Source organism: Streptomyces sp. NPDC052036, assembly GCF_040680495.1.
Lineage (GTDB): Bacteria > Actinomycetota > Actinomycetes > Streptomycetales > Streptomycetaceae > Streptomyces.
Genome location: NZ_JBFAWW010000022.1, coordinates 79,454 through 101,605 on the forward strand (window position 1 = coordinate 79,454; position 22,152 = coordinate 101,605).

A 22,152-nucleotide genomic window follows, 5' to 3' on the forward strand; every position below is an offset into this window, starting at 1 on the left:
CTGCGCCCGGATCCGTACGGGCCGCGCGTCAACCGCAAGCCGCTTCCGGCGGTCGCCCGTACGGGTCTCCTCCAGCCCTCCGGGGTCGCGGCCCGAGGGCCGAGCGCCCTCGTGTCGGCCCTCCGCCTGTCCCGGTCATCCCGCTTATCCCGCACTGAGCCTGCTCCAGGCACACTGGGAGCATGACGACTGGCGCACCGACTTCCTCGTACCAGGCCGGGCCGGCCCGACCGCAGCGCTCCCGCAGGCGCAGGTACCTGCCGCTGGGCATCGCCGCCTGGCTGGTCCTGGAGATCTGGCTACTGACGCTGGTGGGGCGCGCGGCCGGAGGGCTGACGGTGTTCCTGCTGCTGGTCGCCGGTGTCGTGTTCGGCTCCATGGTCGTCAAGCGGGCCGGACGCCGCGCCTTCCGCAATCTCAGCGAGACGCTGGGGGCCCGCTCCTCGGAGCCCGAGCCCGCGAGTGGCGGCAACGGTCTGATGATGCTCGGCGGCCTGCTCCTGATACTGCCGGGTCTGATCTCCGACGCGCTGGGCCTGCTGCTCCTGCTCCCGCCGGTCCAGCGGACGGTGGGCCGGCGTGCCGAGCGCACCCTCGACCGCAAGCTCCGCGAGGCACCGTACGGCAGCCTCGGTGACGCCTTCCGGCAGGCCCGTATGCACCGTCCGGACGGAAAAGTCGTTCAGGGGGAGGTCATCAGGGACGAGCCCGGGGACGCCCCGCGCGAGCCGCGCCCGCCGCTGACCTCCTGAGACGCGCGAGCGCTGCACCGGGTCCCGAACACCCATTGAGAGCGGGACACCGGGCCCTGAACCCACTGAGGCCGGGGTACCGGGCCCCGAACCCGCTGAGGCCGCCGGGCCCGCTGAGACTTCCAGGGTCAGGCCGCGCCCTCGGACCGCCGAGTCGTCAACCCGCCGGGTCCGTCTGTGTCGCGAAAACGGCAGCGGGCGTCGCACGTCTGTGTGACGTGCGACGCCCGCTGAACCGGCGTGCGTTGCTTTTTCTGCCGCCCAGCCCCTGGGGACTACGCGGACTTGCGGCTGTCCCGCGGATGAACGGCGATGTTCATCGCGCCGGAACGGAGAACGGCCAGCCGCTCTTCGAGGACCTCTTCGAGTTCCTCGCGGGTGCGCCGCTCCATCAGCATGTCCCAGTGCGTACGCGCGGGCTTGGCCTTCTTCTCTTCCGGGCCGTCGCCGTCCACCAGGAGTGCCGGGGCCCCGCAGACCTTGCACTCCCACTCCGGCGGGATCTCCGCCTCGACCGAGAAGGGCATCTCGAACCGGTGCCCCTTCTCGCATGCGTACTCCACGGCCTGGCGTGGAGCCAGGTCGATGCCGCGGTCCGTCTCGTAGCTGGTCACCACGAGGCGCGTGCCGCGAAGAGCTCGCTCACTCATGAATCGTGCCTCCCGGGCTTGTCGCCCACAGGACAGGTGTCGCTGTCGTCGTCATCCGGTCAACGTCCGGTCGGCGGTAAAGATTCCCGTTCCGAGTCCCGTTCCGGGTCATGCGTCGCCGTCGTAGCCGCCCCTTGTTGTACCCACCGGCGCCCGGTTTGTCACATCTGCTAGCAGATGTCACCCAGCGTTTCGGCTCCTTTGACGCGCAGTAACGGTACGCCTGGCAGGCCAAACGCGTACACTACCGCCCTTTGCCATCAGGTGCTAAATCCTTTCGGGTACCGGATTTCCCGCGTCGCGCACCGCCTGCCGCACCGGAACGCGTGCCAGGAGGACAAAGCCGAGGGCGAAGAAGACCACCAGCGAGATGATCGCGTCCCGGTAGCTTCCGGTCACCTGATAGGTGATCCCGAACAGCAGCGGGCCCAGCCAGCTCATGCCGCGGTCGCTCAGCTCGTACGCCGAGAAGTACTCCGCCTCCTTGCCGGGCGGCACGAGATGCGAGAACAGGGACCGGGACAGCGCCTGGCTGCCGCCGAGCACCAGTCCGATGCACGCCGCGAGGAGGAAGAACCCCACCGGCGCGCCCGCGGGCAGGAAGTAGCCGGCGCCGAGCGTGAGGGTCCAGGCGACGAGCGAGCCGAGGATGGTCCGTTTGGCGCCGTGGGTGCGCGCGAGCCGCCCCATGCCCAGGGCCCCGCCCACCGCCAGCACCTGCACCAGCAGTACAGCGGTGATCAGCGTGGACTGGCTCAGCCCCAGCTCCTGGGAGCCGTACACCGATGCCTGCGAGATCACCGTCTGGATGCCGTCGTTGTAGATGAGGTAGGCGAGCAGGAAGGACAGGGTGAGCGGTCTGCCCCGCATGTCCCGTACGGTGGCGGCCAGCTGCCGCCAGCCGTGCACCGCGGGCGCCGAGGAGGCGGAGGACGGCGTACGGCGGTCCCGCAGCCGCCGAAGCGGTACGAGGGTGAAGGCGCCCCACCACAGGCCCGCCGAGGCCAGGCAGATGCGGACCGCCATGGACTCCGACAGGCCGAAGGAGTCGTGCGCCGTGAACAGGACCAGGTTCGCGATCAGGACCACGGAGCCGGCCGCGTAGCCGAAGGCCCAGCCGCGGGAGGAGACCGCGTCGCGCTCCGCGGGCGGGGCGATCTGCGGCAGATAGGAGTTGTAGACGACCATCGAGACGGCCATCGACGCGTTGGCGACGATCAGCAGCAGACCGCCGAGCAGATAACGGTGACCGTCGAGGAAGAACAGGCCCGTGGTGGCCGCGGCACCCAGGTACGCGCACAGGGCGAGCAGGGGCTTCTTGCGGCCGGTGCGGTCGGCCGCCGCACCCGCGAGCGGCATCACCAGGATCGCCACGACGACGGAGGCGGAGACCGTGTACGCGAAGAACGAGCCGGCCCGCACCGGGACGCCCAGCGGGTGCACATAGCCGTCCGCGTCCGCCGCCGCCTTGGCCACCGCCGTGAGATAGGGCCCGAGGAACACGGTCAGTACGCTCGTCGAGTAGACCGAGCACGCCCAGTCGTAGAAGTACCAGCCGTGCTGTTCGCGCCGCCGCTGGGCGGCCCCGCCGTTCTCCTCCGGTGGTGGTGGCTCGCTCCGTCCTGGGGGCACCCCCATCGCCCGCTCGGTGTCGGTGTCCACCCGTGCCCTCGCTTCCCCGCGGTACATGATCGTGCGCGGGCGTCAGACCCAGATGCCCCGGTCCTGAAAGACCTTGCGCAGAGTGTCGATGTGATCGGTCATGATGCCATCCACGCCCAGGTCCAGGAGCCGGTGCATGTCCTCGGGTTCGTTGATGGTCCACACGTGCACCTGAAGCCCGAGCGCGTGAGCGGTGCGCACGAAACGGCGGTCGACCACGGGCACGCCCGACTGGGACCAGGGCACCTGGGCGGCGACCGCCGAGCCGCGCACCGGCGCGGGCAGCCCCCACGAGCGCAGCCGGAGACCCAGCACCCCGCGGGTGCCGTAGGACGTCGCCAGGCGCGGCCCGGCCAGCCGCTGGGCCCGTGTCACGCGCGCCTCGGAGAACGAGCCGACGCAGATCCGGTCCCAGGAGTTCGTGCGTCCGATCAGATCGAGCAGGGGGAGCAGGCCGGGCTCCGCCTTGACGTCCACGTTCCAGCGCACGTCGGGGAACTCCTCGAGCAGGTCCTCGAACAGCGGCACCGGCTCGCTGCCCGCAACCCGGGCCTGGCACACCTCGCTCCAGGGCAGGTCGGCGATCCGGCCCGCCCCGTCGGTCACCCGGTCCAGGGTCGCGTCGTGGAACGCCGCCAGCTTCCCGTCGGCCGTGGCGTGCACATCCGTCTCGATGTACCGGTAGCCCGCGGCGACCGCGCGCCGGAACTGGGCCGCGGTGTTCTCCAGGCCGTCCGCCGCCCCGCCCCGGTGGGCGAAGGCGATCGGGCCGGGATGGTCGAGATAGGGGTGGCGTATGAGGGTGGTCACCGAGGCAGTATCGCCCGTTCCGGTTGCCCCGTGGCAACGACCGTGCTGCGGCCCGATGCCCGGGGGACGGCGAACACGCGCAGGAAGAACTGGGCGAGCGGGCCGATGCACAGCGCGTACAGGACCGTGCCCACGCCCACGGTGCCGCCGAGGGCGAAACCGGTCGCGACGACGGCGACCTCGACGGCCGTGCGGATCAGCCGGATCGACCGGCCGGTACGCCGGTGCAGTCCGGTCATCAGGCCGTCGCGCGGCCCGGGTCCGAAGTCCGCGGCAATGTAGAGGCCGGTCGCCATGCCGTTGAGCACGATGCCCGCGAGGAGAAGGGGTACCCGCACGGCCAGGGAGCGGACCTCGGGGAGCACCGCGAGGGTGGCGTCCATGGCGAAACCGATGACGAGCACGTTGGAGACGGTGCCGAGGCCCGGGCGCTGGCGCAGCGGGACCCACAGCAGCAGCACCATCGCGCCGACGATCGTGAGGACCACGCCCATGTTGAGGCCGGTCAGTTCCGAAAGGCCCTGGTGGAGGACGTTCCAGGGTTCCAGGCCGAGGCCCGCCTGCACGAGAAGCGCGGAACTCGCGCCGTAGAGCACCAGACCCGCGTACAGCTGGACCAGCCGACGCCCGAGCCGCCGGCCCTTCATGAACGTGTCAATGGACGGATCGAGAGACGGCTCGGCGGACAAAAGGTACCCCCCTGTGGTGGCAGTGGCCTGGCGCATGTCACTCTGTGGCTTGGAAAGAGAAGCCATCCATGGCCAATTCCGGGAAGGTGGACTGGTAAGCATGGCGCAGTGGACCTCGGCAGTGGGTGCGGCACAACTGGCCCGGCTGCTCACCTCCCAGCAGGACCGCCCCGGGGGCCCCGGCAGCCGCCGCCCGCCCGCCTACCGCTCGCTGGCCGACGGCATCCGGCTGCTCGTCCTGGAGGGCCGCGTGCCCGTCGCGGCCCGGCTGCCCGCCGAACGGGAACTGGCGCTCGCCCTGTCCGTGAGCCGGACCACCGTCGCCGCCGCGTACGAGGCGCTGCGCACCGAAGGCTTCCTGGAGTCCCGACGCGGCGCGGGCAGCTGGACCGCCGTGCCGGCCGGGAACCCGCTGCCCGCCCGCGGCCTCGAGCCCCTTCCGCCGGAGGCCCTGGGCTCCATGATCGACCTGGGCTGCGCCGCGCTGCCCGCGCCCGAGCCCTGGCTCACCCGCGCCGTGCAGGGCGCCCTGGAGGAGCTGCCGCCCTACGCGCACACGCACGGCGACTACCCGGCGGGGCTGCCCGCCCTTCGCGCCATGATCGCCGAGCGCTACACGGCACGCGGCATCCCCACGATGCCGGAGCAGATCATGGTGACCACGGGCGCCATGGGCGCGATGGACGCGATCTGCCACCTGTTCGCCGGGCGCGGCGAACGCATCGCCGTCGAGTCGCCGTCGTACGCCAACATCCTGCAACTGATGCGCGAGGCGGGTGCCCGGCTGGTGCCGGTGGCCATGGCCGAGGGACTCGGCGGCTGGGAGCTGGACCGCTGGCGCCAGGTGCTGCGCGAGGCCGCGCCCCGTCTGGCCTACGTCGTCGCCGACTTCCACAATCCGACGGGCGCCCTGGCCGACGAGGACCAGCGCCGCCGCCTGGTGGAGGCGGCCCGGTCCGCGGGCACGGTCCTGGTCGTCGACGAGACCATGAGCGAGCTGTATCTGGAAGACGGCCTGGAGATGCCGCGCCCGGTGAGCGGCTTCGACCCGGCGGGCTCCACCGTCATCACCGTGGGCTCGGCGAGCAAGGCGTTCTGGGCGGGCATGCGCATCGGCTGGGTGCGGGCCGCCCCCGATGTGATCCGCAGCCTGGTCGCGGCCCGCGCCTACGCGGACCTGGGGACGCCGGTGCTGGAGCAGCTGGCCGTGAACTGGCTGCTGAGCACGGGCGGCTGGGAACAGGCGGTGGCCCTGCGGCGCGAGCAAGCCCTGGAGAACCGCGACGCCCTGGTCGCCGCGGTGCGCAGGGAGCTGCCGTCATGGGAGTTCTCGGTGCCGCAGGGCGGTCTGACGCTGTGGGTGCGCACCGGCGGCCTGTCGGGCTCCCGGCTCGCCGAGGCGGGGGAGCGGGTCGGCGTCCGGGTGCCCTCCGGGCCCCGCTTCGGAGTGGACGGCGCCTTCGAGGGTTACGTCCGGCTGCCGTTCACGGTGGGCGGCGCGGTGGCCGAGGAGGCGGCGGTACGTCTGGCCGCCGCCGCGCGTCTGGTGGAGACGGGGGTCTCGGGGCCGACGGAGGCGCCGCGCACCTTTGTCGCCTGACAGTTGAGCGCCGTCGTGGTCCGACAGTCGCGTGCCGTCGTCGTCTGACAGTCGCGCACCTTCGTCGCCCGACCTCGGGCAGCGCGCCGGGGCTCGGGCGGCCGGGCGCGTTCGCCGTGCGGGCGGCCGGACGGGTGACGGTCCGTTGTGCGGGCGGACGCCGGCCGGTGCCGGTGCCGGTGCCGGTGCGTCAGCCCTCCGTGGCCATCGCCTCGATCCCCACCGCCGCGGCCGGTGTGCTGTGCTGGGGCAACAGTCCGAGGACCGCCTGCCGGTGGCTCTCGCTGGTCGCGTCGTCGTACGGGTCCGGGGTGGCCGGCACCTGGAGACGGTGGACCGGACCCGAGCCCAGGCGGGCGTAGCCCCGGCCCGGCGGGACGTCCCGGACGGGCGTGGTGTGCGGGGGCACACCGAGCACCGTCTGCAGCTCGTCCGGGGCCGCGGGGCCGAGCACCACGCGCGCGCGGGTGTACTGCCGCACGGCGTCCGACAGTCCGTCCAGAGCGTCGAGCTGCTCGGCCACCACGACCGTGACGTTCGCCGCCCGCCCGTGCCGCAGGGGCACCTGGAGCAGGGCCTGCGGAGCCTCACGGCCGTCGGCGGCGGCGAGGTGACCGAGGGCACCGGGCCGGTCCAGCAGGATCCACAACGGACGCCTGACGTCGTCCGGCGACGGGTGCCCGGCCTGCCTCGCGCGGTTCGCGGCGATCAGCCGCCGCTCCGTCTCATGGGTCGCCCACTCCAGGCTCGACACCGCGCCGACGAGGCCCGACTCCACGGACAGCACCCCGTCCCGGCCCGTCAGGCACGCGTACTCGCCGGTGTCGCCGCCCTCGATGATCACGACGTCGCCGTGCTGCAGCGCCTGAAGGGCGATGGAGCGCACCAGCGTCGTCGTCCCGCTGCCGGGCGCGCCCGCGATCAGCAGATGCGGTTCGGTGGAGCGGGAACCCGTGCGCCACACCACCGGGGGCACATCGCGCCGCTCCTCGCCGTACGTGAGCGGAAGGGTGCGCTGGACGCCGGTGGGGTCGGTGAAGCCGAGAACCGTCTCGCCCGGTGCGGTCACGAAGCGCTGGGCGGCGATGTTGGTGGGCAGAGGCGGCAGCACGGTCACCGTCAGCTCGTTGGCCTCCTCGTCCCAGGCGAAGTGGTACTCGCGGCCCCGGCCGGACTTGGCGTGCAGAAGCTGCTCGATCCGGGCCCGTGAGGCGGCCTCGCCGTCCGTGAAGTAGGCGGGGTAGCGAACGCGGAGCCGCGAGATCCGGCCGGTGTCGTCGAAGTCGTACGAGGACAGGGCCCGGGACCAGTCACCGCCGTGCGCGTAGAGCGGATCGGGGTCCTGGGCGGTCGAGAAGTACGGCACCAGCGCCTCGTACAGGGTCCGCAGGCGCTTGGTCTGCGCGTCGTCAGGCCCCGAGGGCTTCGGCGTTCTGCGGTCGCGCCCCTTCCAGGCCGCGGCCGCCATGACCGTGAGTCCGGCGAGCAGGGGCCCGTACGGCACCAGGGCCACGACCAGGATCACCGAGGTGACCAGGAAGAGGAGCGGTCCCCGCCGGTCCTTCGGTGTGGCCGTCCACCTGCGCCGCCCGGCTCCGGCCAGCCGGTGCAGACCGCGGGTGAGAAGGAACAGCGGCTGGAGGACGTCGCCCGCGCCGCCGGCCGCTGTCCGGGCCAGCTGCCGGCTGCGGGCGATCTGGGCGCTGCCGTTGCGCAGGATGCTCGGGAGGGGGCGCCGGGCCACGTCGTTCTCCTGGGGGTGCGTGCGGGGGCGGGAGCGGGGTCAGAAATTGATCCCCCCGAGCAGGCTCGCGAGGCTCTGGCCGCCGGCCTTGATGCCTGGAGCGATGCCGGTGCTGGCGAGGTAGAAGCCGAAGAGGGAGCAGACTGTGGCGTGCGAGCCCTTGAGGCCGTCCTTCCTGGAGAAGAGGAAGACGCAGGTGCCGAGCAGCAGCACACCGGAGACGTTGAGGACCATGGGATCTCCTGGATCGCGGGGACTGTCACCATGAGTACTTCCAGGCTCACAGCATGTATCCATACGATAAAAGGTGCAAACGGGTGAAACCGCGCGAATTTCCCTCGGCTGGCGGAGCCGCCCCGTATGGACGGAGCCCGTGCGCGCGCCGCGACCGACCCTGTCGTGATCTTTGCCTGGCGGGGTGCCGGTCTTGTGCCGTGGAAGCCAGTACGCTGGCGATTCACCCGTACGGCGGCACCGCTCGCCGCCGTACGCGCCCTTGTGCGACGGCACCGCTCGCTGTCGTACGCTCCCGCAGTCCCCAACAGCCGTAGTGAGAGGCGGTCCGCCGATGAGTGAAGCCCCCGACCCCGAGGTCGTGGAGCTGGCGACCAAGATCTTCGATCTGGCGCGCCGAGGCGAGACCGAGGCGCTCGTGGCGTACGTCGACGCGGGCGTTCCGGCCAACCTCACCAACGACCGCGGCGACTCCCTGGTGATGCTCGCCGCCTACCACGGGCACGCCGACGCGGTACGGGCCCTGCTGGCGCGGGGCGCGGAGGCGGACCGGGTCAACGACCGAGGCCAGACCCCGCTCGCCGGGGCGGTCTTCAAGGGCGAGCTGGAGGTCATCCAGGCGCTCCTGGACGGCGGCGCCGACCCGGCCGTCGGAACGCCCTCGGCCGTCGACACCGCCCGTATGTTCGGCAAGAGCGATCTGCTCGAACTGTTCGGCGCACACTGATCCGAGTGCTCTGACCAGCGAAGACAACGAAAACGGGGGAGGCGGTACGGGGCCGCCCGAAATAAGGTCGCGGCAGTGTCAGACGCCGGGTCATCATGACGTCGTGATTCACGGACGCGATGGCTGGGCAGGTGTTGCCGCACCGCGCGGGCCGTGATGCGGCCCGCACGGGCCACCGACGAGAGGCAGAGGAAGATGGTCTACAGCAAGCAAGAGACGGCGGGCGCTCCGACGTGTTGTCACGCGGCCAGGTAGTGCGTGTTCCCCGGTTGCGTCGACGCTTGATGTGAGGCTGTTTCCCATGTTCGAACCGGTCATAGCGCCCAGTGGAACGCTGCTCGGCCTCCTGCAGAGGGGCCGCGGCGACGGCACGCTGCACGCGCTCACCGCACCGCGAGCCGAGGCGCTCGCGACTCTCAACCACTGTGTACTGCGCGACCCCCGCCACGACTGGCAGGTGGAGAACCGCTCCCTCTACTACGCCCGGCTCTATCTCGATCTGAACGGCGAGCTGGACGAGATCGAGGCCCACCTCTTCGGCGCCGAGGACGTCTTCGACACCGAGGAGTCCCGTACCGGGCTCGCCCTCGCGGTCCTCGGGCACCTCGCCTCGTACGGCAGGCGCGACGCGCTCGCACTGCTGCGCAGGTACGCGGCCTCGGGCAGCAACTGGGCCTGGGCGCTGGACGAACTGGCACTGCGGGACGACGACGCGGGGCTGCGCGCCCTCGCCGCTCCCGTGCTGGCCCGTTTCCCGACCGACGCCGAGGGCGAGGCCGAACTCGCCGCCGCCGTCCGGGACGCCTTCGAACCCCGGCCCTGGCGGCTGTGGGCCGACGACGCCCGAGAGTCCGTCGCCACGCGGGTGCGTGCCGCGCAGGAGGCCGGCTGTTTCGACCGGTGGCAGCGGCAGCTGCGGCCCCAGGGCCCCCGGCCGGGCTGGAGCGTCCAGGCGGTCTTCGACTGGGCCCAGCAGGGCATCGAGCGCGGCGCCGTCCTCCATGTGCCCGCTGCCCGCTGTCTCACCGCTGTCGCGGGTCCCGAGGACCGGCCCGAGATCGTCCAGGCCGCTCGCTCCGGGAGCGACGGGGCGCGCTGCACCGCCCTGCGCTACCTCGCCGACAGCAGTGACCCCGAAGCACTCGATCTCGTCGAGGACGCCGTGGCCACCGGGTCCGCGCTCGTCGTGGACGCCGCCGTGGACGCCTTCGAACGCATGCGCAGTGTGTCCGCCGTCGACCGGGCGCGCGGCTGGGCCCGCCGGCCCGACGCCCTGGGGGCCGCCGCCGGCCGCGTGCTCGCCTGCCGGGGCGGCGGCCAGGACCGCGACCTGGTCCTCGCGGCGCTGCGGGAGGCGGTGCGGGGCGAGGGCCCCGACGCCCCGACCCTGTGGACCCTCGTCGACGGCGCCGGACGGCTCGGCATCGCCTGCGCCGCGCCGGTGCTGCGCCACATCTACCGGGAGACCGCCTCCTCCCACCTACGGGGCCGCGCCGCCCGCGCGCTGGCCGCCACCGACCCCTCCTTCCCCGCCGGATTCGCCGTCGAGTGCCTGTGGGACTGCGAGGAGTCCACCCGGGAGATCGCCGCACGACACGCCGAGACCGGGGACATCCGCGTCGTCGAGCAGCTGCGCCGACTCGCCTCGGATCCGGCCGAGGAGGCCGAGGTCCAGACAGCCGTACGCAGCCGGATCGGACCCGACATGCCGACCGTGTGAACACTCATGCTCACCGTATGAACGTTCGGTGACCCGGGGGTCAGGGCCGTATGGACAGGGGCTGGCCTGCCCGGCTGCGCAGCCCAACGCTCATGGGACGTTCCCCGGCCGGAAAGATCGACGTTGACGCGGCCACGTCCGGCGCGGCGAGAACACGGGTATGCGTGTCGTCATCGTGACCGAATCCTTTCCCCCCGATGTGAACGGCGTGGCCCACTGCGCGCTCCAGACCGTCCGGCACCTCGTCGATCGCGGTCACGCTCCCCTCGTCGTCGCTCCCGCCACCTCCAGGTCCTCGGCCTCGTCCGAGCCGGGAGGTGCCGCTGCCGGGACCGCGGCCGACGCTCTCGCGCCGTGCCCCGTGGTCCGTGTCCCCTCTCTTCCGCTCCCCGGCTATCCCCAGGTGCGCGTGGCACTCCCCAGCCGACGCGTCGCCGCGGCGATCACCGCTCACCGCGCCGACATCGTGCACCTGGCCAGCCCCTTCGTACTCGGCGTCCGCGGTATGGCCGCCGCCGCCCGGCTCGGCATCCCCGCCGTGGCCATCTACCAGACCGACCTGGCCGGATACGCCCGCACCTACATGGGCGCCGGCGAGGCCGCGGCCTGGCGGCGCATCCGCTCCGTGCACGCCGCCGCCGACCGCACCCTCGCGCCCTCCAGCGCGGCCCGCAACGACCTGGAGGCGCACGGCGTGCCCCGGGTGCAGCTGTGGCCGCGCGGCGTCGACACCGTCCGTTTCCGGCCGGACCTGCGCGACGAGACGATCCGGCGGGAACTCGCCCCCAACGGCGAGCTGATCGTCGGCTATGTCGGCCGGCTCGCCCCCGAGAAGCACGTCGAACTCCTCTCCGGGGTCTGTGGCCTTCCGGGGGTCCGCGTCGTCGTGGTGGGCGACGGGCCCAGCGAGACGACCCTGCGGGGCGCCCTGCCCGGCGCCGTGTTCCTGGGCCGCCGCACGGGTGACGAACTCGCCCGGATCTTCGCCTCCCTGGACGTGTTCGCGCACACTGGCCCGTTCGAGACCTTCTGCCAGACCGTGCAGGAGGCCATGGCGAGCGGAGTGCCGGTCGTCGCACCCGCCGCGGGGGGGCCGCTCGACCTGGTCGCCCACGGCCGCACCGGGCTGCTCGTCCCGCCCGGCGACGCGACCGCCGTGCGGGACGCCGTGGCGGCCTTGGCGGCCGATCCGGCGCTGCGGACCGGGTACGGAGCCGTCGGCCGCGCCACCGTCGAAGGCCGCACCTGGGCGGCCGTCGTCGACCAGCTCATCGGGCACTACGAGGACGTGCTCGCCGCTCGCAGGACGGTGGTGGCGGCATGAGCTTCGCCACCGAGCGTTTCGGCGACGGGCTGCGGATCGTACGGCTCGCCAATTTCGTGGCGCCCTCCTCCGGCGGACTGCGCACCGCCCTGAGGGAACTGGGCAAGGGCTTCAAGGAAGCCGGGCACGACCCGGTGCTCATCGTGCCGGGCGAGCACCACACCGACCGCATGACCGAGCAGGGCCGGGTCATCACCCTGCCCGGGCCGCCGCTGCCCGGCACCGGCGGCTACCGGGTCCTTACGGACAAGCGGCGCGTCGCCGCCCTCCTGGAGGACCTGGTCCCCGACCGCCTGGAGGTCTCCGACCGCACCACGCTGCGCTGGACCGGCAAATGGGCACGGCGGGCGCGGATCCCCGCCGTGATGGTCTCCCACGAGACCGCCGACGGTGTCCTGCGCACCTGGGGTCTGTCCGAGAACCTCTCCCGGCGTGCCGCCGACGCCCTCAACACCCGTACGGCCCACACGTACGCGCGCGTGGTGTGCACCACCGAGTTCGCCGAGCGGGAGTTCGTGCGGATCGGCGCCCGCAATGTCGTACGCGCCCCGCTGGGCGTCGATCTGGAGCAGCGCCACCCCGCGCTGCGGGACCCGGGGCTGCGCGACCAGTACGCGCGCGGGGACGAGACGCTGCTCGTCATGTGCTCCCGCCTGTCCGTCGAGAAGCGGCCCAGTACGGCCCTGGACGCGCTGGAGGCACTGCTGCGGCGCGGGCGGCGCGTGGTGCTGGTGGTCGCCGGGGACGGACCGCTGCGCGCCCGGCTGGAACAACGGGCTCGGGAACGGGGGCTGCCCGTGACCTTCCTGGGCCACGTCCGCGACCGGGAACTACTCGGATCGCTCCAGGCCACGGCGGACGTCTGCCTGGCCCCGGGACCCGCCGAGACCTTCGGGCTGGCCGCCCTGGAGGCGATGGCCTGCGGCACGCCCGTGGTGGCCAGCGCCCTCTCCGCGCTGCCCGAGGTGATCGGTTCCGCCGGAGCCACCGCCGTGAACAGCGGCGACGCCTTCGCGGACGCGATCGACCTGCTGTTGGAACGGCCGGAGTCCGGGCGCCGGGAGGCGGCACGCGCGCGTGCTGAGTGTTTCGGCTGGAAGACCGCGGTGGACTCGTTCCTCGCCGCGCACGACGCCCAGCCGGAGAACGCCCGGGCGCTCGACCCGTCGTCGCGCGACGTGCGGCAGCGTGTCACGCCTCCGGCGGCCGAGCCCCGGGTACGGGACGCCGCTCGGGAGGGCGTCGCATGAGACCCCTGCGGTTCGTGGCACTCGGTGACTCACTGACGGAGGGGGTGGGCGACCGCGTCGGGGAGACCTGGCGGGGATGGGCCCCCCTGCTCGCCGGCGGGCTCGCCCCCGTGGACGCGGCGGCGGAGTTCACCAACCTGGCCGTCAGCGGCGCCCAGACGCGGGACGTCCTGGAACGGCAGACCCCGCAGGCGCTCGCCCTGCGCCCGGACGTCGTCTCCGTCGTCATCGGCGTCAACGACACCCTGCGCTACACCTTCGACATCCACGCCGTCGCCGCCCGGCTCGACCAGGCGTACGCGGCGTTCCGGGCCCAGAACGCCGTACTGCTCACGGCCTGTCTGCCCGACCCCGGGTCGATGCTGCGACTGCCCGGGGCGCTGGCGCGTCCGCTCGCCAGGCGGCAGCGGGCCGTGAACACGGTCGTGCACGCGCTGTCCGAGCGCTACGGCGCCGTTCATCTGCACGCCGCGGACGGGGAGTGGATCAGCGACCGCGCGATGTGGAGCGCGGACCGGCTGCACCCGGGGGAACGCGGACACCGGCAGCTCGCCCGGCGGTTTCACGCCCTGCTCGCCGAGGCGGGCGTCGCCACAGGTCCCGCGCCCTCGCCCGAACCGGAGTTTCCCGCGCCCACCCGCTCGGCGAACCTCCTGTGGCTCGCCACCGCCGGGACGGGCTGGGTGGTCCGGCGGTGCACGGACCTGCTGCCCCAACTGCTCACCCTGGCGGCGGCCGAGGTGCGCCACAAAGCCAGGGGGACCAGCGCCCGGCTCGATCTGAGCGCCTCGCACGCGGTGGCGTCCGCGCTGGCCGCGCTGTCGGTGGCCGACCAGCAGCCGGACGCCGCCTGATCGGGCCGCCCAGGGCGTGTTGCGAAGGTCCCGTCGTTCGCTCGAAGGGCGGGACCTTCGCAACACGCCCTAACGGCGGCCCACGACCGCGAACCGCAGGGGGGTGCCCGGGGTCGCCTGCGCGGCCGCAGCGAGATCGGCGGCGCGCACGACCGCGATCACCGGGTACCCGCCGGTCGTCGGATGGTCGGCCAGGAACACCACGGGCCTGCCGTCGGGCGGGACCTGGACCGCCCCCAGCACCACGCCCTCACTGGGCAGTTCCTCCGCCCGGGCGCGCTCCAGGGCGGGACCTTCCGTGCGCAGGCCGATGCGGTTGCTCGCGGCGGACACCCGGTACGCGCGCGTGACGAGGGTGCGGACCGCGTCCGCCGTGAACCAGTCGTCACGCGGGCCCGGCGTCACCCGTAGCACCAGCTCGGCCGGCGGAGCGGGATGGGGAACCGTGTCCACGCGCGCGGGGGGACCGGCCGGCCTTCCGAGCGGGAGCACGGCACCGTCCGCGAGCGGCGACGGCCCGAGCCCGGAGAGCAGATCCGTGGAGCGGCTGCCGAGCACCGGCTCGACGGCCACCCCGCCCGCGACGCCGAGGTAGCTGCGCACCCCGGACCGGGCGGGCCCGAGGTCGAGCAGCGCACCGCCCGGGACGCGTACCGGTGCTCCCCAGGGCGCCGGGCGGCCGTCCACGGTGACCGCGCAGGGCGCTCCGCCGACGGCCACGGTGACCGCCGAACGCGGCCGCACGGAACAGCCGTCGAGCGTCGTCTCCAGCACCGCCGCCTCCGGAGGATTGCCGACCAGCCGGTTCACCAGCTCCGCCGCGGGCGCGTCCAGCGCGCCGGAGCGCGGCACCCCGAGGTGGGCGTGGCCGGGCCGCCCCCGGTCCTGAACGGTGGTCAGCGCCCCGGCCCGTACGACCGAGAGCGCACGGTCCGTCATCCTGCCTCCACCGGCACGAAGCGGACCCGGGCCCCCGGAGCGAGCAATGCGGCCGGTACGCGCGCGTGGTCCCACAACACCGTGTCGGTCGAGCCGATGAGCTGCCAGCCGCCCGGCGACGAGCGCGGATACACTCCCGTGTACGGGCCCGCGAGGGCCACCGAGCCCGCGGGTACGGCCGTGCGCGGGGTGGCGCGGCGCGGCACGCCGTAGCGGTCCGGCAGACCGGTCAGATAGCCGAAGCCGGGCGCGAACCCGCAGAAGGCGACGCGGAACTCGGCCGCCGCGTGGATCCGCCTCACCTCCTCGGGCGGCACACCCCACAGCGCCGCCACCTCCGGCAGATCGGGGCCGTCGTATCGTACGGGGATCTCGATGGCCTCCCGCGCGCGCGGGACGACCCGCGGGATGTCCCAGCCGGCGAGCCGGACCGCGACCCGGGAGGGATCGGACACCCCGTCCAGAAGGACCGAGCGGGCCGCGGGGACGATCTCCTCCGCCGTCAGCTCCCCGGCGGCCCGGCGGCGCAGCAGCTCGGCGTGCAGGGCCTGGGCCTCCTCCCCGGAGGAGACCTCGACCAGCAGGGCCTCGTCGCCGACCGCCAGCACCCTCATGCGAAGGCCTCCACGCGCACGCCCGCCGCCTCCAGCTCGGCGCGCACCCGGCGGGCCAGGTCGACCGCTCCGGGCGTGTCGCCGTGCAGGCACAGGGAGCGTGCCCGTACGGGGATCGCACGTCCGGAGCGGGCGGTGACGGTGCCGGAGCGGGCGAGGCCCACCGAGCGTCCGACGACCGTGTCGGGCTCCGTGATCACCGCGCCGTCCTCGCCGCGCGGTACGAGGGTGCCCTCGTCCGTGTACGCGCGGTCCGCGAACGCCTCGGTGACGACCGGGAGTCCGGCCTTCTCGGCGACCTTCAGGAAGCGCGATCCGGGCAGCCCGAGGACGGGCAGTGCCGCGTCGGCGAGCAGCACGCCGTCGACGACCGCCTCGGCCTGTCGCTCGTCGTGGACCACCCGGTTGTAGAGCGCGCCATGCGGCTTCACATACGCCACACGGGAGCCCGCCGCGCGTGCGAACACCTCCAACGCGCCGATCTGGTAGGCGACTTCGGCCGCGAGTTCGGCGGGCGGCACGTCCATCGCGCGCCGCCCGAAACCGGCCAGGTCGCGGTAGGAGACCTGGGCGCCGATCCGTACACCGCGCTCGGCCGCCAGCTCGCACACCCGCCGCATGGTGGCCGCGTCCCCGGCGTGGAAGCCGCAGGCCACATTGGCGCTCGTGACGACCGACAGCAGCCGCTCGTCGTCGGTCAGCCGCCAGCGGCCGAAGCCCTCGCCGAGGTCGGCGTTCAGATCGATCATGATCCCTCCTGGTCACCGGCGTCACCCGGCGCGGTCCTGGTCCTCACCCGACGCGGTACTGGTCGTCGCGGGCGTCGGTGACGAACATCTGCCCCGGTGCATGGGTGATGGCGAACGGCGGCCGCGAGGCCATCACCGCCGCCTGCGGGGTCACTCCGCAGGCCCAGAACACCGGGATGTCGTCCGGTTCGGCGGCCACCGGGTCGCCGAAGTCCGGCCGGCCGAGGTCCTCGATCCCGAGGCCCGACGGATCGCCGCAGTGTACGGGGCTGCCGTGCACCGCCGGGAGCAGTCCGCTCTCCCGGATCGCGGCGGCCAGGTGCTGCGGCGGAACCGGACGCATGGACACCACCATGGGGCCGCGCAGCCGCCCGGCCGGCCGGCACTGGCGGGCGGTCACATACATCGGGACGTTGCGGCCCTGTTCAATGTGGCGCAGGGGGACACCCGCGTCGCTGAGCGCCCACTCGAAGGTGAAACTGCACCCGATGAGGAAGGACACCAGGTCGTCGCGCCAGTGGCCGAGCACATCGGTGGGCTCGTCCACCAGTTCGCCGTCCCGCCACACCCGGTAGCGCGGCAGATCGGTGCGCAGGTCGGCACCGTCCGCGAGAACCGTGCCGTAGGCCCCGGCGTCGGTGACGTCCAGAACCGGGCAGGGCTTCGGATTGCGCTGGCAGAACAGCAGCATGTCGTAGGCCCAGGCGGCCGGGACCGAGATCAGGTTGACCTGGGTGTGGCCCGCGGCGGCCCCGGCCGTGGCGCCGGTCAGCCCCTTGCGGAAGCGGGCCCGGGCCTGCCGCGGGCTCCACGCGTGCGCGTGCTCGTCGACGGCGGTCACGAGGCGGTCCTCCGTGCGGTTCACAGCAGCTCCTTCCCGCGGGTCTCCGGCAGCCCCAGCAGTGCCAGCGCCGCGAGGCCGTATCCCACCGCGCCGAAGACCAGCGCTCCGCCCACGCCCCAGCTGTCGGCGAGGAAGCCCACCAGGGTGGGGAAGACGGCGCCCACGGCGCGACCGGTGTTGTACGTGAAGCCCTGGCCCGTGCCCCGTACGGCCGTCGGGTACAGCTCGCTCAGATAGGAGCCGAAGCCGCTGAAGATCGCCGACATGCAGAACCCGAGCGGGAAGCCGAGCACCAGCAGCAGGGTGTCGGCGCCGCTCGGGATGTTCGCGTACACCAGGACGCAGACCGCCGAGAGCAGTGCGAACAGCCAGATGTTGCGCCTGCGGCCCAGCCGGTCGGTGAGATGGCCGCCCGTCAGATAGCCGATGAAGGCCCCGGAGATCAGGAAGGTCAGATAGGAGCCGGTCCCGACGACGGACAGTCCCCGCTCCGTCTTCAGATAGGTCGGCACCCAGGTCGCCAGGGTGTAGTACCCGCCCTGGACGCCGGTGGACAGCAGGCTCGCGAAGATTGTGGTGCGCAGCAGCCCCGGTGTCCCGTCCGTCCCCGGCCTGAAGATCGCCGCGAAGGAGCCCTTCTCCGCGCTGCGTTCGCGCCGGGCCTGCGCCTGCGGGGCGTCGTGGACCCGACGCCGTATCCACAGGACCAGCAGCGCGGGCAGCGCGCCGGTCCAGAACATCACCCGCCAGGCCAGGCCGTCGTCCACGAAGGAGAAGACCAGGGTGTAGACGCCGGCGGCCAGCGCCCAGCCCACGGCCCAGGAACTCTGGACCGCGCCGAGCGTGCGGCCCCGGTGCCGCGCGCTCGCGTACTCGGCGACCAGGATCGCGCCGACCGCCCACTCGCCGCCGAAGCCGAGGCCCTGCAGGGCCCGGAAGACCAGCAGGGTCTCGTAGGTGGGCGCGAAGCCGCAGGCGACGGTGAAGACGGCGTACGTGACCACGGTGATCATCAGGGCCCTGACCCGTCCGATGCGGTCGGCGACCACACCCGCCACGGCACCGCCGACCGCGGAGACGACCAGGGTGACCGTGGTGAACAGGCCGGTCTGGCCGCTGTCCAGGCCGAAGTACGCGGCCAGCGCGACCATGCTCAGCGGCAGGGTGAAGTAGTCGTACGCGTCCAGGGCGTAGCCGCCGAAGGCGCCCGCGAAGGCGCGCCGGCCGCGCGGGCCGAGAGCCCGCAGCCAGCCCGGCGCGCCGTCGGCCGAAGTGGGTTCGGCCGTGTCCGGCCGGGCGTCGGAGGTCGGGGCCTCGGGTGGTGGGGTCGAGCTCATGGGCACCTCGCAGATGAGGGACGGAGGGTGCTGGGAACCGAGCCGTGCCGGGGGGAAGCCACGGCACCGCGGGGAGAAGCGGGCGGCGCCGTGCGCAGCAAGGTAGAGGATCGTTGAACGATCCTTCAATACCTGTGTTGTTTCGCTCTCGTGTCTGCGCTTGAATTCCGGGCATGGCAGAGCAGCTGACGGGACTGGCCGACGACCGCGCTCTCCTCGGGCGTACGAGCACCGCCGAGCGGGTGGCGGACATCCTCAGGAGCCGGATCGCCGAGGGCTACTTCCCGCCCGGCACCCGGCTGTCGGAGGACAGCATCGGCGGCGCGCTCGGCGTCTCCCGCAACACGCTGCGCGAGGCGTTCCGGCTGCTCACGCACGAACGGCTGCTGGTCCACGAGTTGAACCGCGGGGTCTTCGTACGTGTGCTGGCCGTCGAGGACGTCGAGGACATCTACCGCGTCCGGGGACTCGTGGAGTGCGCCGTCGTACACAGCCTCGGGAAGCCGCCGTACGCCGTGGACGGGCTCGGCGAGGCGGTCGCCGAAGGGCAGCGGGCGGCCCGCGAAGGTGACTGGAAAGGGGTGTCCACGGCGAACATCCACTTCCATCGGGAGCTGGTCGCCCTCGCGGGCAGCGAACGCACCGACGAGCTGATGCGCAGCGTCTTCGCCGAACTGCGGCTCGCCTTCCATGTGGTGGACGACCCGCGCCGGCTGCACGAGCCGTACCTCGCGCGCAATCTGCAGATCCTTCAGGCCCTGCGGGCCGGGGAGCGCGACCGGGCCGAGGAACTGCTCGCGGTCTACCTCGACGACTCGCGGGCGGGCCTCGTCGAGGTCTACGGGCGCCGGGTGGCCGACGGGGGCCGGACCGGCGGCTGACCGCTGCCCTTCGGCGGTGGCTGAGCGGCGTGCTCCGGTGCCGTCCGAGCGGCGCCCGCCGGTGCCGCCGAGCCGTCCGTGGGCCGGCCCCGCCTCGCGTGTCGCCCGGCCCGTCCCTGCGGAGCGGTCCCGCGCCGTTTGGGCTGTTGTCAGACCGAGGACCTAATCTGTGCACCGTGACTTCGCCTGCATCGACGGACCGTGTTCCGCCCCAGCTGAGCGCGGGGCCGCGGCCTGCTCCGGGCCCGGCCGCCGACGAGGGGCTGGCGCGACGGCTGCGCGCGCTCGCCTGCACGGCGCCGCTGCACGACCTGGACACGCGCAAGGCCAACCTCGCGGGTGAGTACTCGGTCTACGGGATGGCGGAGGTCGCCCTCGCCGCCATCGACCTGGTCACGCTGAACATGGACTTCGACACGGGCGCCGACCACGACCAGATAGTCGCCCGGCTCATCCCGCGCATCGCCGCCCAGGCCCCGCGGCGCCCCGTCGCCGAGCACGAGCGCGTGGCCCGCTGGGTGCTGGAGAACCTGATCAACGTCGGCAGCGTCGACCGCGGTTTCCGCGCCGTCTACGGCACCTTCGAGCCGGACGGCACCTATGTCCGCCGTGACTACGACTTCAAGCTGATCGAAGAGGTGCCCGGATACGGCGGCACCGTCTACCTCCGGACCACCGACGAAGCGGTCAACGTTCTCGTCGGCGCACTCGACACGGACGTCACCAGCGCTCAGATCGCCGCCGAGGTCAAGCTGGAGGTGCTGATCAGCCGCGGGCGCCTCGCCGACGCCCAGCTCGCCGCCGAACAGGCGCGCTACCGCACCGTGCAGTACTCGGAGTCGCTGCGCAGGGCCCTGGAGGCCACCCGGCGCAACGTCCGCGCGGTGGACTGGCTGAACGCGGTGCCGGACATGATCGCCGAGGCCCTCGACCACGTCGCCGACCGCTACCGCCACGAGAACGCGATCCTCACCAACATTCGCAAGGCCCGCGACGAGTCCGAGGACCCCGAGCAGAAGCGACGCGCCGCCGAACTCGTCGACATCGTCAAGGACTGCATCCGGCGGCACACCCAGCTGCAGTCGCGGCTCCTGGAGGCGGGCCCGCTGTTCCGCGCCGAACAGGACCGGCAGGCGTTCGCCACGCCGGCGGCGATGTCCGGCACGGACCTCTACGGGCACCTCCTCGCCCCGCTGCTGCCGCTCCCCCTGGAGCAGGCGGTGCGCGTCACCGACGCCTTCTTCGCCCACGGCACGGGGCTGCGCACGCCCGCTTCCGTACGGGTCGTGGACCTCGTCGACCTGCTGCTGACGCCGCCGGTGGAGCGTGAGCACCTCGGGGCGGAGATGCCCGAGCCGGATCTGGTCGCGACGCCGGACGACAGCCGGTTCAGCGAGGAGCAGCTCGCCGTCGCGACCGAGTTGCTCGACCTGCCGGCGGACGCCCCGCGGCGGCTGTCCGGACTGCTGGCCGAGGCGCGTGGCACAGGAGATCCCGAGCTGCCCTACCTGGTGGCCCTGCTGGCCGTGCACGCGGCCAGCCCGCCGGTGGGCACGGCCTACCGGCAGGGCGAGGAGAAGCTGCTCTTCGCCGTCGACGACGGAACGGAGCTGGACGACCCCGAGTTCGGCGGTGCGGATCTGATCGTGGGGACGGCTCAGCTGGACGCGGCCGGAATGGCGGCGGACCGGGCGGAGGCGGCATGAACGGCAACCAGTACCAGCACGACAAGGAGTCCCGACCGTGACCGAGCACGTCGAGTGGAGCGATCCGGAGACCGCCGCCGCTCCGGCGAGCGCCGCCGTCACCCCCGCCGACGCCGCCGACGCGGCGCGGCTCGTCGCCTTCGGGCTGCAGCCCAAGCTGCAGCCCGCACGCGACCAGGAGTACGCGGACCTGCTGCGCCGCTACCGCGAGGACCCGCCGTTCGGGCGCCTCGCCGACGCCGTCGCCACCGGACTCGGTCTGGTCGTCCTGGAGGTGTCCCCGCGCGCCGGCATGGCCGTGACCGCCGCCGAGGACTCCGTGTTCGCCGTCCGCATGGGCGACTACGCGCGCCGTACGTCGGCCGACTCCGGCGACCGTTTCCTGCACGGGCTCGCCCATCTCGCCGTCGCCGCCCTCGCCTTTCCGCGCCCCGAGGACCTGGCGGACGACGGCTACATCGGCCGGGTCACGGTCAACGGCGTCGACGCGTTCGTACGCCAGGCCTGCCGCCGACTCGAGGAGCGGGCGGAGGAGCAGGGGGAGAACACCGACCCGGCGACGGACGCCCCCGGCCTGGAGGCGGCCTGGCGTATCTGGGCCAGGCGCAGCGCGACCGGGGCCACCAAGGACGCACGCAGACTCGCGGGTTCGACGACCGGCATCGTCGCCAAGGCCGTCGCGTTCCTCACCGACTCCGGCTTCCTGCAGCGTACGGGCGACGACAACGGCGGCACCTACCGCACAACGGCCCGCTACCAGCTCCAGGTGCGCGACATGGCGGGCAGCGCGGCCATGGCCGAACTGCTCGAACTGGGCGTCGTGCCGGTGACCGACGGCTCGGCCACCCTGCTGCCCGCCGAGGACGCCGACGACCTGGAGCTGGTGGCCGACGCCGGACTGCCGTTCCACTCCTGAGACTCCGGAGCAGGCGTCCGAGGCACCACAGGCCTCGGACGCTCCCAGGCGCGAGGGACCTTCACCGCCCTCCGAGCGCCACAGGCCCCCGAAGCCACCGAAGCGCCAGGGGTCTGCGAGCTCCCCGAACCTCCCCCCGTTTCCGACCAC

General features: G+C 73.1%; 21 protein-coding genes. 10 read left to right on the top strand and 11 right to left on the bottom strand.

Annotated features, from left to right (window positions below):
• The first annotated feature begins 182 nt into the window (after window positions 1–182).
• Entirely contained in the window at window positions 183–752 is a 570-nt protein-coding gene (fxsA, locus tag AB0L95_RS27285; protein ID WP_365165619.1) for an FxsA family membrane protein, read from the top strand.
• Window positions 753–1,027: 275 nt separating this feature from the next.
• Here fxsA and AB0L95_RS27290 read toward each other — a convergent pair whose 3' ends face one another.
• The 4 genes from AB0L95_RS27290 to AB0L95_RS27305 form a co-directional block, all read right to left on the bottom strand.
• Window positions 1,028–1,402, bottom strand: a complete 375-nt coding sequence (locus tag AB0L95_RS27290; RefSeq protein WP_009187548.1) for an RNA polymerase-binding protein RbpA — start codon at window positions 1,400–1,402, stop codon at window positions 1,028–1,030.
• A gap of 267 nt (window positions 1,403–1,669) precedes the next feature.
• Entirely contained in the window at window positions 1,670–3,040 is a 1,371-nt protein-coding gene (locus AB0L95_RS27295; RefSeq protein WP_365165707.1) for an MFS transporter, read from the bottom strand.
• Window positions 3,041–3,106: 66 nt separating this feature from the next.
• Window positions 3,107–3,874, bottom strand: a complete 768-nt coding sequence (locus tag AB0L95_RS27300) for a glycerophosphodiester phosphodiesterase (RefSeq protein ID WP_365165622.1) — start codon at window positions 3,872–3,874, stop codon at window positions 3,107–3,109.
• Entirely contained in the window at window positions 3,871–4,521 is a 651-nt protein-coding gene (locus AB0L95_RS27305) for a hypothetical protein (RefSeq protein ID WP_365165625.1), read from the bottom strand. Before AB0L95_RS27305 ends, AB0L95_RS27300 begins: the two co-directional genes overlap by 4 nt.
• Window positions 4,522–4,663: 142 nt before the next feature.
• On the opposite strand from AB0L95_RS27305, the gene AB0L95_RS27310 reads away from it, so the two are divergent.
• Window positions 4,664–6,163 carry a PLP-dependent aminotransferase family protein gene (locus AB0L95_RS27310; protein ID WP_365165628.1) on the top strand — a complete coding sequence of 500 codons (1,500 nt, stop codon included), beginning with the start codon at window positions 4,664–4,666 and terminating at the stop codon, window positions 6,161–6,163.
• 190 nt (window positions 6,164–6,353) lie between these two features.
• Here AB0L95_RS27310 and AB0L95_RS27315 read toward each other — a convergent pair whose 3' ends face one another.
• Together AB0L95_RS27315 and AB0L95_RS27320 are read right to left on the bottom strand one after the other, a co-directional pair.
• Entirely contained in the window at window positions 6,354–7,907 is a 1,554-nt protein-coding gene (locus AB0L95_RS27315) for an ATP-binding protein (RefSeq protein ID WP_365165630.1), read from the bottom strand.
• A gap of 39 nt (window positions 7,908–7,946) precedes the next feature.
• Window positions 7,947–8,141, bottom strand: a complete 195-nt coding sequence (locus AB0L95_RS27320) for a hypothetical protein (protein WP_311699096.1) — start codon at window positions 8,139–8,141, stop codon at window positions 7,947–7,949.
• Between the two features lie 334 nt (window positions 8,142–8,475).
• Between AB0L95_RS27320 and AB0L95_RS27325 the strand changes: the two genes are divergently transcribed.
• From AB0L95_RS27325 to AB0L95_RS27345, 5 genes are all read left to right on the top strand, one after another.
• The gene (locus AB0L95_RS27325; protein ID WP_365165633.1) at window positions 8,476–8,868 is read left to right on the top strand and encodes an ankyrin repeat domain-containing protein; all 393 of its coding nucleotides are present in this window, start codon (window positions 8,476–8,478) and stop codon (window positions 8,866–8,868) included.
• A 301-nt stretch (window positions 8,869–9,169) separates the two neighbouring features.
• On the top strand, window positions 9,170–10,588 hold the full coding sequence (locus AB0L95_RS27330) for a HEAT repeat domain-containing protein (RefSeq protein WP_365165635.1): 1,419 nt from the start codon (window positions 9,170–9,172) through the stop codon (window positions 10,586–10,588).
• 160 nt (window positions 10,589–10,748) lie between these two features.
• Window positions 10,749–11,912, top strand: coding sequence for a glycosyltransferase family 1 protein (locus AB0L95_RS27335; protein WP_365165638.1), 1,164 nt, complete (start codon window positions 10,749–10,751; stop codon window positions 11,910–11,912).
• Window positions 11,909–13,162, top strand: coding sequence for a glycosyltransferase (locus AB0L95_RS27340; protein WP_365165640.1), 1,254 nt, complete (start codon window positions 11,909–11,911; stop codon window positions 13,160–13,162). Before AB0L95_RS27335 ends, AB0L95_RS27340 begins: the two co-directional genes overlap by 4 nt.
• Window positions 13,159–14,016 carry an SGNH/GDSL hydrolase family protein gene (locus AB0L95_RS27345; protein WP_365165643.1) on the top strand — a complete coding sequence of 286 codons (858 nt, stop codon included), beginning with the start codon at window positions 13,159–13,161 and terminating at the stop codon, window positions 14,014–14,016. The genes AB0L95_RS27340 and AB0L95_RS27345 overlap by 4 nt, the downstream gene beginning before the upstream one ends.
• Before the next feature lie 69 nt (window positions 14,017–14,085).
• On the opposite strand, the gene AB0L95_RS27350 is transcribed toward AB0L95_RS27345, so the two are convergent.
• From AB0L95_RS27350 to AB0L95_RS27370, 5 genes are read right to left on the bottom strand one after another with little or no spacing between them, the layout of a single operon-like run.
• The gene (locus tag AB0L95_RS27350) at window positions 14,086–14,955 is read right to left on the bottom strand and encodes a biotin-dependent carboxyltransferase family protein (protein WP_365165645.1); all 870 of its coding nucleotides are present in this window, start codon (window positions 14,953–14,955) and stop codon (window positions 14,086–14,088) included.
• Window positions 14,952–15,569 carry an allophanate hydrolase subunit 1 gene (locus AB0L95_RS27355; protein WP_365165647.1) on the bottom strand — a complete coding sequence of 206 codons (618 nt, stop codon included), beginning with the start codon at window positions 15,567–15,569 and terminating at the stop codon, window positions 14,952–14,954. Before AB0L95_RS27355 ends, AB0L95_RS27350 begins: the two co-directional genes overlap by 4 nt.
• Window positions 15,566–16,318 (bottom strand): 5-oxoprolinase subunit PxpA, encoded by a 753-nt coding sequence (locus AB0L95_RS27360; protein ID WP_365165649.1) that lies wholly within the window; start codon window positions 16,316–16,318, stop codon window positions 15,566–15,568. Before AB0L95_RS27360 ends, AB0L95_RS27355 begins: the two co-directional genes overlap by 4 nt.
• A 43-nt stretch (window positions 16,319–16,361) precedes the next feature.
• Complete coding sequence (locus tag AB0L95_RS27365; protein ID WP_365165651.1) at window positions 16,362–17,183, bottom strand: putative hydro-lyase; 822 nt, start codon at window positions 17,181–17,183, stop codon at window positions 16,362–16,364.
• Window positions 17,180–18,499 (bottom strand): MFS transporter, encoded by a 1,320-nt coding sequence (locus AB0L95_RS27370; protein WP_365165654.1) that lies wholly within the window; start codon window positions 18,497–18,499, stop codon window positions 17,180–17,182. The genes AB0L95_RS27365 and AB0L95_RS27370 overlap by 4 nt, the downstream gene beginning before the upstream one ends.
• Before the next feature lie 173 nt (window positions 18,500–18,672).
• Between AB0L95_RS27370 and AB0L95_RS27375 the strand changes: the two genes are divergently transcribed.
• The 3 genes from AB0L95_RS27375 to AB0L95_RS27385 all read left to right on the top strand — a co-directional run bounded on the left by AB0L95_RS27375 (window position 18,673) and on the right by AB0L95_RS27385 (window position 22,002).
• Complete coding sequence (locus AB0L95_RS27375) at window positions 18,673–19,380, top strand: GntR family transcriptional regulator (protein ID WP_365165656.1); 708 nt, start codon at window positions 18,673–18,675, stop codon at window positions 19,378–19,380.
• A gap of 176 nt (window positions 19,381–19,556) precedes the next feature.
• Entirely contained in the window at window positions 19,557–21,086 is a 1,530-nt protein-coding gene (locus AB0L95_RS27380; protein WP_365165659.1) for a hypothetical protein, read from the top strand.
• Between the two features lie 37 nt (window positions 21,087–21,123).
• Window positions 21,124–22,002 (top strand): hypothetical protein, encoded by an 879-nt coding sequence (locus tag AB0L95_RS27385; RefSeq protein ID WP_365165661.1) that lies wholly within the window; start codon window positions 21,124–21,126, stop codon window positions 22,000–22,002.
• Window positions 22,003–22,152: the final 150 nt, after the last annotated feature.